Here is an 18,376-nt window from a genome sequence, read left to right as displayed (position 1 = left end):
AAACAGTCATACAATCTCGTCTAGAGATGATTTACGATTCCATGACAATTAAGAATCATACGAATAAACTTGGATTTATTTAACAAACTAATGATTGACTGAGGAGGTTATATTTATGGACCGTAAACAACGTGATACAAAACAAGAACAATTAAAAGCTTTTAAAAATTCAAATGAAGGCCAGTCTCTATCAACTGATCAAGGAACAAAATTACCCAATACGTCAGAATCCCTTACTGCAGGGGAACGTGGGCCAACTTTAATGGAAGACTTTCATTATCGCGAGAAAATGACTCACTTTGATCATGAACGGATACCTGAACGTGTCGTACATGCAAGAGGATTTGGCGTACATGGCGTTTTTAAGCCTTACGAATCATTATCCACTTTAACAAGTGCTTCGTTTTTACAAGATCCAAATGTGGAAACAGCTGTGTTTGTGAGGTTTTCAACAGTTGTTGGTTCACGTGGTTCCGCTGATACTGTACGCGATGTACGAGGATTCGCTACTAAGTTTTACACTGAAGATGGCAACTTTGACTTGGTGGGCAACAATATGCCGATCTTTTTCATTCAAGATGCTATTAAATTTCCAGATGTGGTTCATGCCATCAAACCAGAACCTGATAATGAAATCCCACAAGCTTCAGCAGCCCATGATACGTTTTGGGATTGGGTCGTTCATAATCAAGAATCGGCACATATGATTATGTGGTTGCTGTCAGATCGCGGGATCCCTCGAAGTTTTCGCATGATGGAAGGTTTCGGCGTTCACACATTTCGATTGGTTAATGAACAGGGCCAAGCGCATTTCGTGAAGTTTCATTGGAAGCCGTTGCTTGGTGTGCACTCTTTGACTTGGGATGAAGCACAAAAAATTGCTGGTAAGAATCCGGATTTTCACCGCCAAGACCTCTGGGATGCCATTAACAACGGTGAATACCCAGAATTTGAACTAGGTATTCAAGTTATTGAAGAAGGACAAGAACATCAATTCGATTTTGATATATTAGACCCAACCAAAATTTGGCCTGAAGAGCAAGTGCCGGTCCAAAAAGTTGGAAAAATGACCCTGAATCGCAACCAAGATAATTTCTTTGCTGAAACTGAGCAGGCTGCATTTCACATCGGAAATATTGTACCAGGAATTGATTTTACGAATGATCCATTATTACAAGGTCGCTTGTTTTCATATTTAGATACACAATTACTACGTTTAGGTGGTCCTAACTTTCATGAAATTCCAATCAATCGACCGATAACACCTGTTCACAATAATCAACGAGACGGATTTCATCGTATGACAATCAATCAAGGGAAAGTCGCTTATAGCCCGAATGGCATTGCTCATAATAATCCGCAACCTGTGTCTAAAGAGCACCAAGGTTTCGAACATTATGAAGAAAAGGTTGAAGGAAAAAAAGTTCGGAAACGTAGTGCCAGTTTTAAAGATCATTTTTGCCAAGCAACGCTTTTTTACAATAGTCTATCTGAGCATGAAAAACGTCACTTGTTCAAAGCTTTTCATTTTGAAGTCGGAAGTGTTAAGGACCCTGCGATAAAGCAGCATGTCGTTGAAATGTTTAACCATGTGAGTCATGAGTTAGCCAAAAAAATTGCTGATGCTGTTGGTGTTAAAGCACCACAGCCAATTAATCAAGAAATGAATCAACAAAAATCAAACGCGTTAAGTCAAGCTCAAACGGTATTCACGCCGAAAACGCGTAAAATAGCGATTTTACTAGCAGAAGGTTTTCATTTTGAAGACGTTAAATCATTTATGTCGACGATGGAACAACAAGGGATTCACGTCGAAATAGTAAGCCGTAATTTAGGTCAGGTTAACAGCATGAATCAAGAACCTATTCAAGTGAATCAAAATTACTCAACAACGTATCCAGTCTTATATGATGGTTTATTTATCCCTGGGGGCGCCCAGCACATCCAAGAACTACTTAAACATCATGAGGCTAAAAGTTTTGTAAAAGAAATGTTCACCCATGCTAAAACAATTGGGGGAAGTCAAGAAGCAGTTGATTTATTGACCCAAGCACTACCTTCATCAATCCAAAATATTTCACCAAAATCATCAACTGAAGTATTTAATGATTACGGCATACTCTCAACATGGTCGGACGATATCACTCGCTTCAACGAACTGTTTATCCAAGCCTTAACCCAACATCGCCATTGGGAACGCGAATACATGGATGAGAAACAAGCATAAAAAATCCCTGCCAACTTTTAAAGTCGGCAGGGATTTATTCTTAATTTTATACTGTTTCTAATTTTTGACGTAGAACCATTTGTAGAATTCCACCATGACGGTAGTAATCAACTTCTACATCACTGTCGAAACGAGCTGTTACTTCAAATTCTTTCTTATCTCCATTAAGGCTTGTCGCTGTTACTTTGACGAGATCATGTGGTTTAACGTCTTCTGTCACATGAACATCAAAGTGTTCCTCGCCAGTTAAGCCTAGGGATTCGATGCTATCTCCTTCTTGGAACTGTAACGGTAATACACCCATCATAACTAAGTTTGAACGGTGAATACGCTCAAAGCTTTGAGCAATTACTGTTTCGATACCAAGTAAGTCTGTACCTTTAGCTGCCCAGTCACGAGAACTACCCATTCCGTAATCATGGCCAGCAATCACACATAGGCCTGTGCCATCTTCTTTATACTTCATCGCAGCATCATAAATTGGCATAACATCACCTGTTGGCCAATACGTTGTGAAGCCACCTTCTTTGCCGCCACCAATTTCATTACGAATTCGAATGTTAGCAAATGTACCACGCATCATGACTTCATGGTTACCACGACGTGAACCGTAAGAGTTGAAGTTACGCGGTGAAACGCCATTTTCGATTAAATAGCGACCTGCTGGCATATCTTTAGGAATGGCACCAGCTGGCGAAATGTGGTCCGTCGTAACCGAGTCACCAAATTTACCAATCACGCGAAGATCTTCAAGCGGTTTGACTTCTTTTGGATCTTTCGACATTTCTTCGAAGAATGGTGGGTTTTGAATATAAGTTGAGTTTTCATCGAACTCATATAATGGTTCATCTGTTGTTTGGATTTTGTTCCATTCTTCATTTGAGTTGAACACTTCTTCGTATTCTTTACGGAAGATTTCTGGTGTAACAACTTCAGCAATCTGTGCCTTGATCTCATCTGATGATGGCCAAAGGTCTTTGAAATAAACATCTTCGCCATTATGGTCTTGGCCAATTGGCTCATTTAAGATATCAATATCAACAGTACCAGCTAATGCATAAGCCACAACTAATGGCGGTGACGCTAAGTAGTTTGCGCGTACTAGTGGGTGAATACGACCTTCGAAGTTACGGTTACCAGATAGAACGGATGAAACCGTTAAATCTTCATTCGCAATTGCTTCTTCGATTTCAGGAAGTAATGGACCCGAGTTACCAATACAAGTTGTACAACCATAACCTACTAGGTTGAACCCTAGGTGATCAAGATATTCCATTAATCCAGAGTTTTCTAGATAGTTTGTAACAACCTTGGAACCTGGTGCTAATGATGTCTTAACGTAATCTGGCACCTCTAGTCCTTTTTCCACTGCGTTCTTAGCAAGAAGACCCGCACCTAACATAACATGTGGGTTAGAGGTGTTTGTACAAGATGTGATCGCAGCAATTGCTAAAGCACCTGTCTTCATAGTTGTTTCGCTACCATTATTAAATTTAACGACAGCTTCTTTATCTTTGTCTTTCGCATCAAGACCGAAGCCATGATTACCAGCTGGTGCTGTTAAGGCTTCATTAAATGAATCTTTCATTTGAGAAAGTGGAATTAAGTCTTGAGGACGTTTAGGACCTGATAAGTTTGGTTCTAGTTCTGATAGATCAATCTCTACAAGTTCAGAGAATTCAGGGTCTTCTTGATCAGGTGTATAGAATAAATCATTATTTTGAAGATATTCTTTAACCATTTGTACATGCTCTTCTGTACGACCAGTTAGGCGCATATAATCAAGTGTTTCTTCATCAACAGGGAAGAAACCACATGTTGCACCATATTCTGGCGCCATGTTGGAAATCGTTGCACGGTCAGCAAGTGGCATTTCTGTTAGGCCAGGACCGAAGAACTCTACAAATTTACCAACAACATTTTTCTCACGTAACACTTGTGTAACTTTTAAGGCCAAGTCCGTAGCTGTTGTTGCTTCTGGGAAGCTTCCTACTAATTTAACTCCAATAACATCAGGTGTTGGAACATATGATGGTTGACCAAGCATACCTGCTTCGGCTTCAATACCACCAACACCCCAGCCTAGGACACCTAAGCCGTTAATCATCGTTGTATGAGAGTCTGTACCGAATAATGTATCTGGGAATGCATCATAAGAACCATCATCTTGTTCTTGTTCATGGACAACATTTGCAATGTACTCGAGGTTAACCTGGTGTACAATTCCTGTTGCCGGTGGAACAGCACGATAGTTATTAAATGCTTTTTGTGCCCAGTGTAGAAATTCGTAACGTTCTTTGTTACGATCGAACTCCATTTCCATATTGACACGTAGGGCATCTGGAGTGCCGTAACGATCAACTTGTACGGAGTGGTCGATAACAAGATCCACTGGTACTTCTGGATTAATTTGGTCTGGACTTCCACCCATATCTACCATTGCTTTACGTAATGACGCTAAGTCAACGACAGCTGGAACACCTGTAAAGTCCTGTAGAATAACACGAGAAGGTTTGAAAGGAACGTCCACTTTTGCTCCTTCTGCCCACTGTGCTAATTTTTCTACGTGTTCATTTTGAATAACATGTCCGTCTTGTTGACGAAGAATTGATTCTAAAAGCACACGAATTGAATAAGGTAATTTGGAAATTTTTCCGTACCCTTGTTCTTCAAGTGTTTTGAGATGGTAATAGTTATACGTTTTACCATTCAGTTCAAACTGCTTTTTCGCTTTGGCAGCATGACTTTCTACCATGTTACTTACCCCCTTAACGTATGTAATGTCTCATTTCATCAGTTTATAAGCGTGTTCTACAGAAAACACATTATTTCTGCACGTATTCATTTTATATTAAAACGGTATAGAAGTAAAACGATAAAAACAAATTTTATCGTTTCATTGCTAGATTAGTTGATCAATCTTAGAAATCGCCAAAATGATGGAATCATGTTCGCTTGAATCAACCGTGCGAAAATCAAGATAAACTTTTTCGTTTTCGACTCTAGCAATAATCGCAGGTTGATTGAGTCGCAATAATTCTGTTACACGTGCAGTTTTTGCCTCGTTAAAAGTCATGACAAGGCTGTATGATGGCAACGTAACTTCAGGTAATGTTCCACCACCCACTTGTGCCGTTGTCTGCTCAACTGACACATTAATATTTTCTAAGGTTGATAACTTCTTAATTAAAGATTGTACTGATCGTTTGATTTGCTCATCATTTTTTAAAACAGCTTCTAAAGTCGGGATCTCTTCATAAGAACCTGCTTCGAACAGTCGAAGTGTTTCGTCAAGAGCGGCATAGGTCATTTTATCAACTCGTAAAACACGGTTTAGTGAATGAGATCTTAACTGGTCTATATAGTCTTTCTTACCAGCAATGATACCTGCTTGGGGACCTCCTAATAGTTTATCAACGCTAAATGACACAAGGTCGACTCCAGAAGCAATAACTTGTTGGACAGTTGGTTCATCACTGATTTCATGTTCACTCAAATTATATAACAGACCACTTCCTAAATCCTCGTATAACACTACATCATGCTTTGTCGTTAATGGTTGAAGTTCTTGGCGATTAACACTTGCTGTAAAACCTTCCATATAAAAATTACTCTGATGAACTTTCATAATCATATTTGTGGTTTCAGAGATCGCCTTTTGATAATCACTTAAGTGTGTTTTGTTCGTCGTTCCCACTTCATGAAGAATAGCCCCGGTCTCTTCCATAATCTCAGAAACTCTGAAACTACCACCAATTTCGACTAGCTCTCCACGTGATACAATAACTTCTTCATCTTGAGCTAAAGCACTTAATACCAAAAACACAGCAGCTGCGTTATTGTTAACGACAATTGCCGCTTCAGCACCTGTTAATGCCTTAATACGTTCTTCCACTAAATCGTGGCGAGATCCTCTTCTCCCTGTGGTCAAATCATACTCTAAAGTAGAATAGTTTTTGGCTATTTCTGTGACACGATCAGCAGCAGTATCGGCTAATCGAGATCGTCCTAAGTTTGTGTGGATGATGGTCCCCGTAGCATTAATCACAGATTGCAATGATTTCCGTTGTTTAATCTCTAATGTCTCAAATGCATAGAATAAAGTAACCTCATATAAATTAGCCTCTTTCCAAGATGAGGGTGCCTGATTATTTAATATAGTAGAACGGATATCATCAGTCACTTCTTGAAAGACGGACTTCAAAGTAACCAATGGTACACCTTCCTGATCAATCACCTTTTGACTTCTTTCATCATTTAGTAATTGGTCAATCGCCGGAATTGATCTTAGCAATGTCATACTAATCGCCTCATTTATTTTATATACTCAGATAACAATCTAAACCTCCATTAGCATTTGCTAATGGAGGTTTATCATGATCTTATATCATTAATTATAGCATTAATGTCTGGAAACTCACCTGTATCTAGTTTTGAATAGATTTTCTGATCATTTACTGTTATTTCAAAGGCACCACCTGAAGACGGAATTAATTTCATTTCTTCAATCTCATGACGAAACTCTGTAAATAATTGATCTGCGAAACTCGCAGCTTTAGGTGCATAGTTTCACTGCATACAAAACTCAATTGACACTCGATAATCCATAACAAGTCCCTCCTCTTATGTTTGACTATTAGATTAGTAAAAATACAGACTTTTTGCAACAATCAAGATCGGAATGATAGCCTTTTATCGAAACATGTAATAAGCTTGTATCAGGAGGTGATCCTATGAGTCGTAATCGAGATGAAATTATTCGGTTAACATCATTATCAACAAAAGCTGGTTGAGGATGCAAACTCGCACCGAGCGAGCTGACTCAAGTGTTGGGTCAAGTAGAATCAAAAACAAATAATCAAAACGTTTTATATAGTCAGAATAGTGCTGATGATGCTGGTGTTTACTATATTGATGATCAACTTGCTATGGTACAATCAGTTGATTATTTTACACCTATCGTGGATGATCCTTATCAATTTGGTCAAATTGCCGTTGCCAATGCAGTAAGCGATATCTACGCGATGGGAGCCGATGTTAAAACAGCTTTAAATATCGTCGGTTTCTCTGTTGAAAAGTATGGATCGGAGATATTAGCTTCAATTTTACAAGGGGCTGAGGATAAGATGGCTGAAACAGGTGGCGCTATCATTGGTGGTCATTCCATTGATGATGATGAACCTAAATTCGGTTTATCAGTCACTGGATTCGCTCACCCCAATCAAATATGGACAAACGGAAATGCTAAGCCAGGTGATCAATTGATTCTAACCAAACCGATTGGAACAGGCATTGCAACGACTGCCATTAAAAAAGGTTTAGCTGATGAAGCCCTTCAAACAACAACTATTAATTGGATGCGTCAGTTAAACAAGCGAGCGAAGTCAATTTTAGAAAATTATCAGCCTAGTGCTGTGACCGATGTTACAGGGTTTGGTTTACTAGGGCATGCTTATGAAATTGCTGAAAACAGCCATGTTCTACTTTCAATCAATTATGATTCAGTTCCTGTAATTGAAGGTGTTGATGATTATCTTAAACAAGGTGCTGTACCTGGTGGGTCTAAAGCCAATTTATCATGGCTTGAAGACGATGTTACATTCAATTCTGATTTAAACCGAGATGACCATTTGTTATTAACGGATGCTGTAACATCTGGTGGGTTACTTATTTCATTAAATCCTCAAGACGCAGAGCATTTTATTCAAGAGATGAATGAATCACCTGACCATCTAGCCGTAGCAATTGGCGAAGTGGTAGATCATCAAACACCACATATCATGGTGTCACGTTAGCGCGAATGTTTGATTATGAAACTAAATAAAACTGGACAGGGAAATTCTCGTCCAGTTTTTTATGTCCAGTATCGATGTTGTTCCTCACGCCTTGTCTTCTCTAATTGGTCACAAGTTTCTAAGAAAGGAATTAAATATTTTCTAGAAACTTGTAATTGCTCCTTAGCATCCTTTAACGAAAACTGGTTCGGAAAAGCTTGATAAAGTGATTGGACGGCACGATAAAAACAATCATAATAAACAACTAGTTCTTCAGTTAGTTGAATAACGAGTTGCTTAGATAAACAATAATTCTTTAAAGACTCAAGCGTTGCTGCTTCCAACTCAGGAAAATACGTCCCCCACTCTTTTACTGTTAATCCATCTTCATATAAGTAGTTTAATCCTCTATTCACAGCTTCTTTGATTTCACTAGGTATATAAGGTTCAAATTCAGGGAGTTTAACTAAGTGTTGTTCTTGAATAATACGATTATTGTTCACCCATTCATTCAGGATTTTCTTTTGGGCTTTATCAGGTGCCTTGATGGTTTGCATAACAATCGATTTATCAAGTCCATTTTCCATAGGGCGCTGATTGTGGAAATTTTGTAATTGATTGAAAACGTGATGATATTGACTTTCTAACCACGCTTTTGATGCGAATGATTGATCTATTTGAATAAGTGCTTGCGTTTTCATTAATTGTTCTAATAACGAAGTAACTTGGGCTTCTTGTAAGTTTAAAACGTTAGCAATTTCGCCTTCAGTTAAAAGTGGTTCTTCTTGATGCAAATAATCTATTAATTGTTCACTAGGTGACTGTACAGATGCCCTTCTAACCGTATCAACTGTTTGTTTTCCAAATTTATGCTTCTTAGCAGGTGCATGTACCACTTTACCCCCACCAATTGTTTCTTTTGGGCTAGCACGTCTTAATACAAATAAATCATGCCTAAATGCATACACTGAGTCCTCAAGTTCAAGTTGCGCGTAAACTGTCTCATCAGCTTCATGAATCTCATTGCGATCAAATAGAATAATTCGTCCGTAGACTTCAGTTGTTCCAATATGTAACTTAATCGGGCTTCGCTGTTTAATAGGATGCTTTAAATATTTAGAAGTTTTAAATTCAACATCTAGACGATAAGCTTCTGCTTGACTAGGATGATTACTTAAAACGTCTCCTCGTTTGATCGTGTCGGTTTCAACCCCCTTGATCGATAAAGCAGCTCGACTACCGAGTGACGCTGATTCTACTGATTGGCCAAATTGTTCAATACTTTTTACGCTCACAGACCGATTACCCGGTTGAACGAACAATTGATCACGGTTATACACCACTCCATCTAACACAGTGCCACGAACTACTGTTCCAATCCCGTGAATTTGAAAGGCTTGGTCAATCGGCATACGAAAGTAACCCATTGAATCGCGATATGGCGAAGCTTCAAGTAGCTGTAACAAAGCATGTCTTAAATCACTAATTCCTGTCTCTGATTGCGAATCGACTAAATGTGTTGGCGCTTGTTCAAACACCGTATCATGAGTGTATCGATTTAATTCTTCTAAAACGAGTTGTAGCCATTCATCGTCTACTAAGTCTACTTTCGTGATCACAACCATCGTATTCTGGATCTTTAAATAATCTAAAATCTCGAGATGTTCAACCGTTTGTGGCATCACTCCATCATCGGCTGCTACAACTAACATTGTTATATCAACACCAGAGACCCCTGCAATCATTTGCCTTATAAAACGTTCATGTCCTGGTACATCAATAATAGATAAAGTCATCCCATCATCTTCATACAACGGGGCATAACCTAATTCAATTGAAATGTTTCGCTCCTGCTCTTCTTGTAATCGATCAGTGTTAATCCCTGTTAATGCTTCAGTTAATTTGGTTTTTCCGTGGTCTATATGGCCGGCCATACCTATTGTGTATTGTTTCATGTCTATTATGTCACCATCTAAATTTATTTAAAGTCGATTTTAAAGATACTTCCTTGTGGTTCGCGGTCCAAAATATTTAATTCAGCATGATGATTCTGTAATATATCTAACGTCACCATTAAGCCTAGTCCAGTCCCTTTATCTTTTGTCGTAAAAAATGGTTGCCCTAACTTTTCCTTTAATGAATCAGGCACACCAGGCCCTTCATCTATTATTTCAATCGTTAATATTTCGTCTGTATTAATGCGAATCGTTATGACCCCTGGTTCTTGCATTGCTTCGATTGCATTTTTTATTAGGTTAATGAAAACTTGTTTTAATTGCATCGGATCACAATAGATATCGTGATTTTCAATATCAGTTTCTAACAAGAGATCAATATCATTCATTCTAGCTTGTGAACGCATGAGCATACAAATATCTTCAAGTATAGAGATAATGTTTGCTTGTTCAAATTCATTCGGAGAAGGTTTTGCAATGTACAACATTTCTGTTGAAATAGCCTCAATTTTTTCTATTTCATCTTTCATAATTGATAAATACTCTTCCTTACCTTCGATGCCTGTTTCGAGAAGTTGGAGGAAACCTTTTAAAGATGTGATTGGATTTCGAATTTCATGAGCAATACTAGCTGCTAATTGGCCAGCCGTTGACAACTTTTCTGAACTAATCAGCATTTGCTGAGCTTGTTTATGCTCCATAATATCTTGAATAACGGATACATAAAATAGTTTGTTTGTATCAGGATCCATAATCTGTCCAGAGTTTGCAAGACAATCAATATACTCACCATCTGAATTTAATAGACGAAATTCATGGCTCTTTTTGTCATCAGTTGATAACGTTTTAACTAATTCTCGTAACGAATCACGGTGCTCAGGGTGAATATATTGTAAAATCGATTGTTTCGTTAATTCATCTCGTTCATAACCAAACACATGGTAGACAGATTGACTAACAAACGCTAATTCGAAAGATTCATCGAATATAATCTTTACTGCCATGGAATGCTCATCACGCCAATAATGTGAAGCCTCTATTAAGCTACTATTAGGAACATCATTCTGTATGGCATTCATATCCAAAAAGGTTAACGATTCGTGCAACATTACAAATGTCCTCCTCAATCAGGCGAATTTATTACAAACTATGAATGATGATATCAAAATATTACAACAAATATTATTTTACCGAAATTTTTGTCAATTGTCTAAATCTTAACAAAAAATTCTGTATTAAGAACAATTATACTAAATAATGAATTTAATTCAATATTTTCAAGAAAACATTTAAGTTGCGCACAATCTATTCAACTTGTATAATTTTATTTGGATATTATGGGGCTGGTTACAATGCTGGTGCTTGTCACGGTCTTCAAAACCGTTCGGGAGGCGCGTGCCGTCTCCGGTGGGTTCGATTCCCACACAGTCCCGCCAATTTAACGTAGAATCCCCCGCCATAATAGGCGTTAGCCCTTCTTTAACTCAACGTAGAATCCCTTCGTATGACTATCCTATTGTCACGGTCTTTTACCGATATAAAACTAGACCGTAACAGACCGTTTTCCGTAGACCGCACTAATCAAGAACGACATTCTCCGTATTTTATTGTCACGGTTTCGTAACGTACTCGCTCGAAAAACTTCCTATTTAATAGAACGAAAAGGAGCGAGTGTTTTATGCGTAAACTAAAACGGCAAGGTGTTAAATCGAAGCATAACGAACAAAAGACGGCTATTACGAACAAAACGGCTAACTTAACGTTAAAGGATATGCACCGGATTTTTATTCGTTACAAAAAGGCGGACGGAATGAGTCAGCGAACGATTGATGATTACGAGAAGACGTTCGGTTATTTCCTTGATTATCTCGACGGGAACGATGTTAATAGAAACGACTTGACTCCCGACCTCTTTCTCGACTACAAAACATTTTTAATCGAAAAGTATAGCCCGAACACGGTTAACGTTAGACTCCGGACCATGCACGCCTTTTTGAAGTTTTGTTACGAAGAAGGTTATATAAATGAGGCGTTAAATATGTACGTTAAGAAAGTCCGGGCGCCGATTGATAACTTGGAGGCGTTAGAAGTCGAGGAAATAGAGCGATTAATCGGGACGGTAAGTCGATACTCTTCCGAGTGGTTTACTGACTTTCGTAACAAGGTTATTATTCTAACGTTACTCGATTCTATGGCGAGGGTTAGCGAGTTAATGCAAGCGAAGCGACGTAACCTTAACCTCGAAGAAGGTATTTTGTACCTCGAAGGTAGTACGGTTAAAACACGCCAAGGGCGAGCGGTTCCCCTTTCGTACAAGACTTGTAAGCTATTGTCGGAGCTTTTACGAGAGACAGCCGACTTTGACAGTGACTTAATATTTTTAACGTACACTGGAACAGAATTAACAAGTAATACGGTTAGGGCGTTTTTACGAGATTACGCCAAAGAAGCGGGAATAAATAAACAAGTTAGCCCGCACGTTTTACGACACACTGGAGCCTTATTCTATATCATGAACGGAGGCGACCCGTTTTCGTTACAGAAAATACTTGGACATAAAGATATGTCAATGACGAGGAGATACGTCCAAATGGCGAGCGCTAACGTTAAGGATAGACACGAGAATTTCTCGCCGTTAAACGGATTAGCTTTATAGAAACGAATAGCTACGAACGAATAGAAACGCCATAGATAACGAAAAAGCCCGCCAGCAATTACGCTGACGGGTTTCGTCTATTTAATCGGAGAGATTAAACGTTAATTTATTCGATTTTGGAGAGATTTATAGCTTTTCCCGGCGTCCTTTTGCGAGTTTTTTAACTGTGTGCCGTTTTAAGACCCTCGAAATTGTTTCCGAAGGGTATAGGTCTTATAACGATTTCAAACGCTTATATGGACGCTGAGTAACAAAAAATGCAAGTTAGAAGGCTACGAGAGCCCCTTCGCCTTGCGATTGCCCTGTCGGGACTTTTCAAGCTCTCGGTCCGTATAGCGTTTTGTTTCTGAGGCTATCACCTTGCCGTTTAACTCAGTTACGTTATGAATTTCGTAAATTACTCTGCCGTTTTCCGTTGAGCTTGTACGATTATAACGAGAAGAGTCGAGCCCGGCGCCTTTACCGTTGTAACCTTTAAATCCGTTTTGAATTTCGGCTACGTTTAGTATACGTTCCATTTCGCCAACTATCGGATTTTTAGCCTTGTCGATTGATTTCGTTATCGGACCTGCGAAGTCCATTTTATCAATATCTCGTAAAGGTCCTTCCTTGGCAGGAGAGAACGGCCATAGGTCACGGATATTTCCGGCTATTTCTTTAACCTTACGGATTGCTGAATCCTTTGCGGAAACGATTCCGTCTTTAACGCTATCAATCATCGCTTTACCCGAAGCAAACAAGTCAATGTCGAAGAAGCCCTTTATTCGGTCTACGCCGTCACTGACGAAATCTTTAGCGTCGCCTATCGCCCCGGAAATAGCGTCGACAACATTGCCGAATTTACGTTTAACGGTGCTGATTACGCTACCTAGTACGCTACTAATCGTCGACTTAATTCGGTTCCAAATTCGAGTAACCGTCGACCAAGCGGACGATAACAAGCTACTGATTGTCGATACGATACTTTGGAAACGTGACGAAATCGCCTGCCATATCGACTGGGCTACGCCAGTTATGAACGATAGAATACTATTCCATATCGACTTAATCACGTTCCAAGCTGACGTTAAAAAGTTAGAAATGCCGTCCCTTGTTTGACGGAAACGGTTAACGATTGCGTCTTTAATAGTCGTTACAACGTTAACAACTGCCGATTTAATGACTTTCCAAGTCGCCTTTAAGAACGTTCCTATTGCCGAGAACACTTTTAACGTAATCGCCTTAATTTTGTCCCAGTGTTTATATATCGCCATTCCTAGTAATACTACGGTTGTAATAACTGCGGTTACTGGATTAATAAAGCGTAAAAAGAACGCCCCGGCTTTCTTGAGGATAGGGCCCGCCATTCTGACGTAAGTCCAAGCCTTTGAAAGTACCGGCCAGAGTGTACGAAATAAATTAATAATCGCTAATACTGGCGTTGCTAATAGCTTAATAACGCCAATGAAAACGGGAAGGTAAGCGATTAGCTTCGTAATAATGTTAGCGACTGCTGACCCGCCATTTATCCACTGGAGAAAGCTATTAACTAACGATAGAATTTTCTCGCCAAGCGGAGCCATTGCCACGCCTAGATTGACGAGGAACGTCGCCAAGTTACCGATTAAATTAAGCACCTTCGGCCCCTGCTCTTGTACGTACGTTAAAAATTTCTGGAAAGCCTCGTTATTTTCTAACGTCGAAGCCCACTGTCTAAACTTCTCGGACATATCGAGAAAGCCTTCCGAGAATGATTTCGCTAACGGGTCAAAGCCAACTAACATATTCATAAGCCCGACGGCAAAGTTACCGACTGCCTTGGCGAACGTTTTCAAGTAACCGGCTCCCGTTTCGTTTAGCCACGTAAAGAAGTTCATCACGTCGGAGCTTCCAAGGTTTTCGTTAAACGACGCCATCAAGTCGCTAACCGTTTTGACTGACGATTGAATTAACGGCTCTAACGTCGTTAAAATTGTTTTAAGAGCGTCCATGCCTCCGATAAACGTATTTAAAACTGGCGTCTCAAACTGCTTCGCAAAGTCACTGAAAAATGACGAGAAGTTATCCATCTTATCAATCGTTCTTTGTTGAGCGTCTGACAAAGAGTCGTAGTGCTCTTCTAACGCCTTGATTGCTTGAGCCTTTTGTTCTTCGGTGTCAGCGTTGGCGACCGCCTTCTCTAGCTCGTGAAGTTTTTCTCGGGCACTGAATACGTTCGTAATCGCAGGAACGGCTACCGCTGAGAATCCGGCGACTGCTCCCCCGGCTCCGACAAGTCCGGCTGATAAAGCCCCGAGTCCTCCTGCCGTACTAGCGACGAGAGGCGAGAGCATAGGTAACGCCGTTAATAGCCCGCCGACGCCGATTTCTTTACTTATTACGGAAAAGTCCCGGTAAGCGTCGGATAATCGAGCTAAGTCGCCCCTAAACTTTTTGTAGTTTGACGAAAAGTGAGTATATACAAAGTTCGGAAAGCTATCGACTTTTCTTTCAGCTCGGTCAACCTTCTTGTTAAACTCGGAGGTTTCAGCGTGGAAATTAGTCGTACTCATGTTCGGTACGTCTTTGACGCTATTTTCTAACCGGTTGACTTTACGTTCGAAGTTCTCCATTGTTCTCGTAAAGTCGTCTATCGCTTTTATTTTAAACGATATATTACGTTTTGCATTTGCCATATTTATTCGTCCTCCTTTCATTTAAGTTTTTAACCTCGTCTTTAATTCGGAGGTTAGCGTTTTTATGTACGAAAAAAGCCCGCCGTTTAATTTCGGCGAGCTTCCCGTTCTTCTTCCTCGGCTTCTGCGAGCTCTAATTCGAGCCCTGTAATGTATAAATCTAACGTTTCCATATATTTCTCTTCCGCTTTTCTGACGTGCATTTTACGTTTATTAAGCTCTTGTTGCCCTTTTTCGTGTTCTATGGCGTAAAGTACGTTAAAGCAGGCTTGGGCGTAATTAAAGCCGGCTTGATATAACGCCTCGATATACATTTCTTCTTCTACCGTTTTAAAATTGTGCCTCGGTAATTGTAACTGCATTTTATTTTTCTCGCTTTTGACCTCGACTTTTGGCTCTTTGACGTCTTTTTTCGTCATGTAACCTTCGGTCGGCATAACGTTAGATATTCGGTGAACAAAGCCATGCGTTTTATGGACTAGTTTTCTTTTTCGTTCGGTCTTTATCGTCATAATCCAGTCGCCCCTTTTTTCTCTTTACCACGTTCTGATAACGGTATTGTTATTATTCGGCTTGTAAAAACGGTGAGTCATTTTCAAGCGACGGAAAGTGAAGTCGACGCCTTTTAATTGGAGATTTTCAAGCTCTTCTAATAACGTTTCTTCTTCCGTTTTAAGTTCGGATAAAGCCGAGTTAGTCATACGTAGCTTGCTTTTAATCGTGTCGTTGGCGTCAGCTAGTTCGTTCAACATTCCCGGCAACTGTTTACGTAAATGATAAAGCTCGGCTTCGTTCATGCTATCGAGCTTATCCTCGAAACGCTTAAAGCCTTCTAACGCTTCTTTATCGTTTAACGCTAGCGAAATATCGGCGACGGCTTCGTTTACCGTGTTTTCTACGAAGTCTTTACTCGACTGACTAACGTGGAATGAGCTTCGGTTAGCCCGTTCTTTTTGCTCCTCGATTGTTTCCTCGATTTCTCGATTAAACTTTTCTCTCGTTTCCTTGACCGTCTTTTCTAACGTTTCTTTTTGTAGCTTCAATTCATAGTCGATAACTTCCGGCGTAAAATACGGATTTTCTGACTTGTGCATGTCTTTATCCGCTTTTTTGAACGCTTTAACGGCGTTCTCGATTTCCTTCTCGTACTGTTCAAACTTCTTAATATCTGTCATTTTCTATCGTCTCCCTTTTCTTTTTTGTTTTCTTGGCATTTGCCACTTTTTAATCGGTTTGTATAAATGCCGTAAATCTTCGTTTTCTTCGGTTAAATTCCTAATCCAGTTCGGCTGACTGTCGCCATACTTGGTGTTACTCGATTTTTTATTCGACTGCTTACGTCCTTCAAACTTCGTTACTCCATCTCGTCGTGCAATAATCGAACGCTCCCCTTTCGTTCCAAAGCGTCGTTACATAACTCTTTTGCTATCTCAAAGTCTTTTTCACGATATTTTTTCTCGTAAATTAAAACGTCCTCCCAGTCGGCTAACTTAACGCCAGCCCTCCGGACATTAACGGCTTGCACCTTGGCTCTTTCGTCGTCGGCAAGCAAGCTATTAACGTAATTTAAAACGTATTTAATCCGCCTTTTGTGACTTAACGGCTCGTTAATATATAACGAGTGAATTGACCTCGTCTTTCCTTCGCTATATTCCTCGATTCCGACCGCCGTCTCTCCGGCTTCCTCCGACTCACTTTTCGGCAATACATAAGCGTAAAACTTTCGCAATCCTACGTTAGCCCCCTCGTTTTTTGGCGTGCTTCTCTTTCGTCCTCGGCTTTTATACGAAACTGGACGGCTTTAATTTTGTCGGCTTTTTGGTACTCCGCCATTCGTTTAAAATCCGAGCTTTTGTCGGCTTGCTTTATCGTTTCCTTTTCGGTTAAATAGACGGCAAAACTGCCGGGCTCCATTCGCCAAAGTTCCATCAGTTTTTCACGCCTTGAATAGCGTCTAGCCTGCCGATTATCTTCGTTAAATCGTCGCTGATTCGTTCGCTATTTTCTTTCGTTATTTCCATAATTAAATCGTTCGCCTTTTGCTCGGTCTGTCGTTCCTTCATTCGTTCGTTCGTTCATTCGTTCATTCCCCTTCGTTTTTTGTTAGTCGATTTCAAGCTCTAGTCGTTCGTTTAAGCGTTTAATGACGCTATACATTTCTGAGTAGACTTTGACGTCACTAGACTTTTGTATGTCGTTTAACGTCGCTAAGTATTCGATTAAATCACTGACGCTAGCCTCGTTTAATTCGTTCGTTTCGTTCATTCCTTCGCCTCCTTCTTTCGTTAAAATTTCGCATAAAAAATGGACGCTATTACGTCCCCTACTAAATACGTTAAATATTACGTCATATAGACGTTTTTACCTTCTTTTACGAAAATAGCCGATAATCTTTAAACTCTTCGGCTCTTTGTTCCGCAAAAGTATCCGCAAAGCTATCTATTTCGGCTTCTCTTCGACTGGCTTCTACAGCCATTAACGCCATAAACTGGGCGTCCCCTTCTTCGGTACTTTCTACGTGGTTAAAGTCGACTAGGTTTTCGTTTATTCCTCGACTAGTTTCCTCCGTCGCCTGCTCCTGCTGATAGATAGCCTCGCAAACTGACAAGGGCTTGCCGTCTTTGTAACGATAACTAACCTCACCTTTTACCGTATAAGTCCGGTAGATTCCTCCGTCGTCGCACGCTACCTTTGCCCCGTTTCTTGAAACGTCATAAAACGGAAGCTGACAAACACGACAAACCTTGACCCTTTCCGTTTTAAACTTAACCGTCCTCCAGTCGAGGTTAACTAACTCGGCTCGTCTATCGACTAACTCCCGGACTTCCTTAAGTGTAATTTCCTCGAAAGCCTCCTCGATTTCTTCGGCGGGCGACTGGAATACGTCCATATAATGGGTTATGTCCTCCGTGATTGTTTCGTAGATTGTTAAAGCGATAACCTCCGCTTGTTTTTGTTCGTAGCCTTTGGCGGTTAGGGCGTCGATTACTTGACCGACTTCCTTTACGTGATTTTGGTACGTTTTAACCTCTTGTGTTTGTAGCGTTACCATTTCGTTCACTCTCTCCGTCATTCCTTCGTTCATTCTCTCGTCCTCTCTCCTCTTTTTT

The 18,376-nt window shown here is 40.1% G+C and carries 15 protein-coding genes, 1 tRNA gene and 1 pseudogene; 4 read left to right on the top strand and 13 right to left on the bottom strand.

Annotated elements, in window-relative coordinates:
* Positions 1-115: 115 nt before the first annotated feature.
* The gene (locus tag ACKXGF_RS07815) at positions 116-2,227 is read left to right on the top strand and encodes a catalase (protein WP_411953244.1); all 2,112 of its coding nucleotides are present in this window, start codon (positions 116-118) and stop codon (positions 2,225-2,227) included.
* 46 nt (positions 2,228-2,273) lie between these two features.
* Here the strand turns inward: ACKXGF_RS07815 and acnA are convergent, their stop codons facing one another.
* The 3 genes and pseudogenes from acnA to ACKXGF_RS07800 all read right to left on the bottom strand — a co-directional run.
* Entirely contained in the window at positions 2,274-4,982 is a 2,709-nt protein-coding gene (gene acnA, locus ACKXGF_RS07810) for an aconitate hydratase AcnA (protein WP_411953243.1), read from the bottom strand.
* A gap of 147 nt (positions 4,983-5,129) precedes the next feature.
* Positions 5,130-6,527, bottom strand: coding sequence for an L-seryl-tRNA(Sec) selenium transferase (gene selA, locus ACKXGF_RS07805; RefSeq protein ID WP_411953242.1), 1,398 nt, complete (start codon positions 6,525-6,527; stop codon positions 5,130-5,132).
* Between the two features lie 74 nt (positions 6,528-6,601).
* Positions 6,602-6,784 (bottom strand): annotated as a pseudogene (locus tag ACKXGF_RS07800) (Rdx family protein); the annotation flags it as partial.
* A 176-nt stretch (positions 6,785-6,960) separates the two neighbouring features.
* Between ACKXGF_RS07800 and selD the strand changes: the two are divergent.
* The gene (gene selD / locus ACKXGF_RS07795; RefSeq protein WP_411953241.1) at positions 6,961-8,022 is read left to right on the top strand and encodes a selenide, water dikinase SelD; all 1,062 of its coding nucleotides are present in this window, start codon (positions 6,961-6,963) and stop codon (positions 8,020-8,022) included.
* A 59-nt stretch (positions 8,023-8,081) separates the two neighbouring features.
* Here the strand turns inward: selD and selB are convergent, their stop codons facing one another.
* Both selB and ACKXGF_RS07785 read right to left on the bottom strand, forming a co-directional pair.
* Positions 8,082-9,956, bottom strand: a complete 1,875-nt coding sequence (gene selB, locus ACKXGF_RS07790) for a selenocysteine-specific translation elongation factor (protein ID WP_411953240.1) — start codon at positions 9,954-9,956, stop codon at positions 8,082-8,084.
* A 23-nt stretch (positions 9,957-9,979) separates the two neighbouring features.
* A complete protein-coding gene (locus ACKXGF_RS07785) occupies positions 9,980-11,065 on the bottom strand; it encodes an ATP-binding protein (RefSeq protein ID WP_411953239.1) in 1,086 nt (361 codons plus the stop codon).
* A 230-nt stretch (positions 11,066-11,295) separates the two neighbouring features.
* Between ACKXGF_RS07785 and ACKXGF_RS07780 the strand changes: the two genes are divergently transcribed.
* Together ACKXGF_RS07780 and ACKXGF_RS07775 are read left to right on the top strand one after the other, a co-directional pair.
* Positions 11,296-11,392, top strand: a tRNA-Sec gene (locus ACKXGF_RS07780).
* 242 nt (positions 11,393-11,634) lie between these two features.
* On the top strand, positions 11,635-12,612 hold the full coding sequence (locus ACKXGF_RS07775; protein ID WP_411953238.1) for a tyrosine-type recombinase/integrase: 978 nt from the start codon (positions 11,635-11,637) through the stop codon (positions 12,610-12,612).
* Between the two features lie 272 nt (positions 12,613-12,884).
* Here ACKXGF_RS07775 and ACKXGF_RS07770 read toward each other — a convergent pair whose 3' ends face one another.
* From ACKXGF_RS07770 to ACKXGF_RS07735, 8 genes are all read right to left on the bottom strand, one after another.
* On the bottom strand, positions 12,885-15,266 hold the full coding sequence (locus ACKXGF_RS07770) for a hypothetical protein (protein WP_411953237.1): 2,382 nt from the start codon (positions 15,264-15,266) through the stop codon (positions 12,885-12,887).
* An 86-nt stretch (positions 15,267-15,352) separates the two neighbouring features.
* Complete coding sequence (locus ACKXGF_RS07765; protein WP_411953236.1) at positions 15,353-15,778, bottom strand: hypothetical protein; 426 nt, start codon at positions 15,776-15,778, stop codon at positions 15,353-15,355.
* Between the two features lie 24 nt (positions 15,779-15,802).
* Entirely contained in the window at positions 15,803-16,441 is a 639-nt protein-coding gene (locus ACKXGF_RS07760; RefSeq protein WP_411953235.1) for a hypothetical protein, read from the bottom strand.
* 179 nt (positions 16,442-16,620) lie between these two features.
* Positions 16,621-16,995, bottom strand: coding sequence for a hypothetical protein (locus ACKXGF_RS07755; protein WP_411953234.1), 375 nt, complete (start codon positions 16,993-16,995; stop codon positions 16,621-16,623).
* Positions 16,996-16,997: 2 nt separating this feature from the next.
* Positions 16,998-17,195, bottom strand: a complete 198-nt coding sequence (locus tag ACKXGF_RS07750; protein ID WP_411953233.1) for a hypothetical protein — start codon at positions 17,193-17,195, stop codon at positions 16,998-17,000.
* Positions 17,195-17,329: a hypothetical protein gene (locus ACKXGF_RS07745; protein ID WP_411953232.1), complete on the bottom strand. Its 135-nt coding sequence runs from the start codon at positions 17,327-17,329 to the stop codon at positions 17,195-17,197. Before ACKXGF_RS07745 ends, ACKXGF_RS07750 begins: the two co-directional genes overlap by 1 nt.
* A 40-nt stretch (positions 17,330-17,369) precedes the next feature.
* Positions 17,370-17,531, bottom strand: a complete 162-nt coding sequence (locus tag ACKXGF_RS07740) for a hypothetical protein (protein WP_411953231.1) — start codon at positions 17,529-17,531, stop codon at positions 17,370-17,372.
* 106 nt (positions 17,532-17,637) lie between these two features.
* Positions 17,638-18,351, bottom strand: coding sequence for a CGNR zinc finger domain-containing protein (locus ACKXGF_RS07735; RefSeq protein ID WP_411953230.1), 714 nt, complete (start codon positions 18,349-18,351; stop codon positions 17,638-17,640).
* Positions 18,352-18,376: the final 25 nt, after the last annotated feature.

Origin of the sequence: Alkalibacillus sp. S2W (assembly GCF_046764385.1) — a bacterium.
Lineage (GTDB): Bacteria > Bacillota > Bacilli > Bacillales > Alkalibacillaceae > Alkalibacillus > Alkalibacillus almallahensis.
The sequence above is the reverse complement of the archived record's forward strand: the minus strand, read 5'-3'. Positions and strand labels throughout refer to the sequence as shown.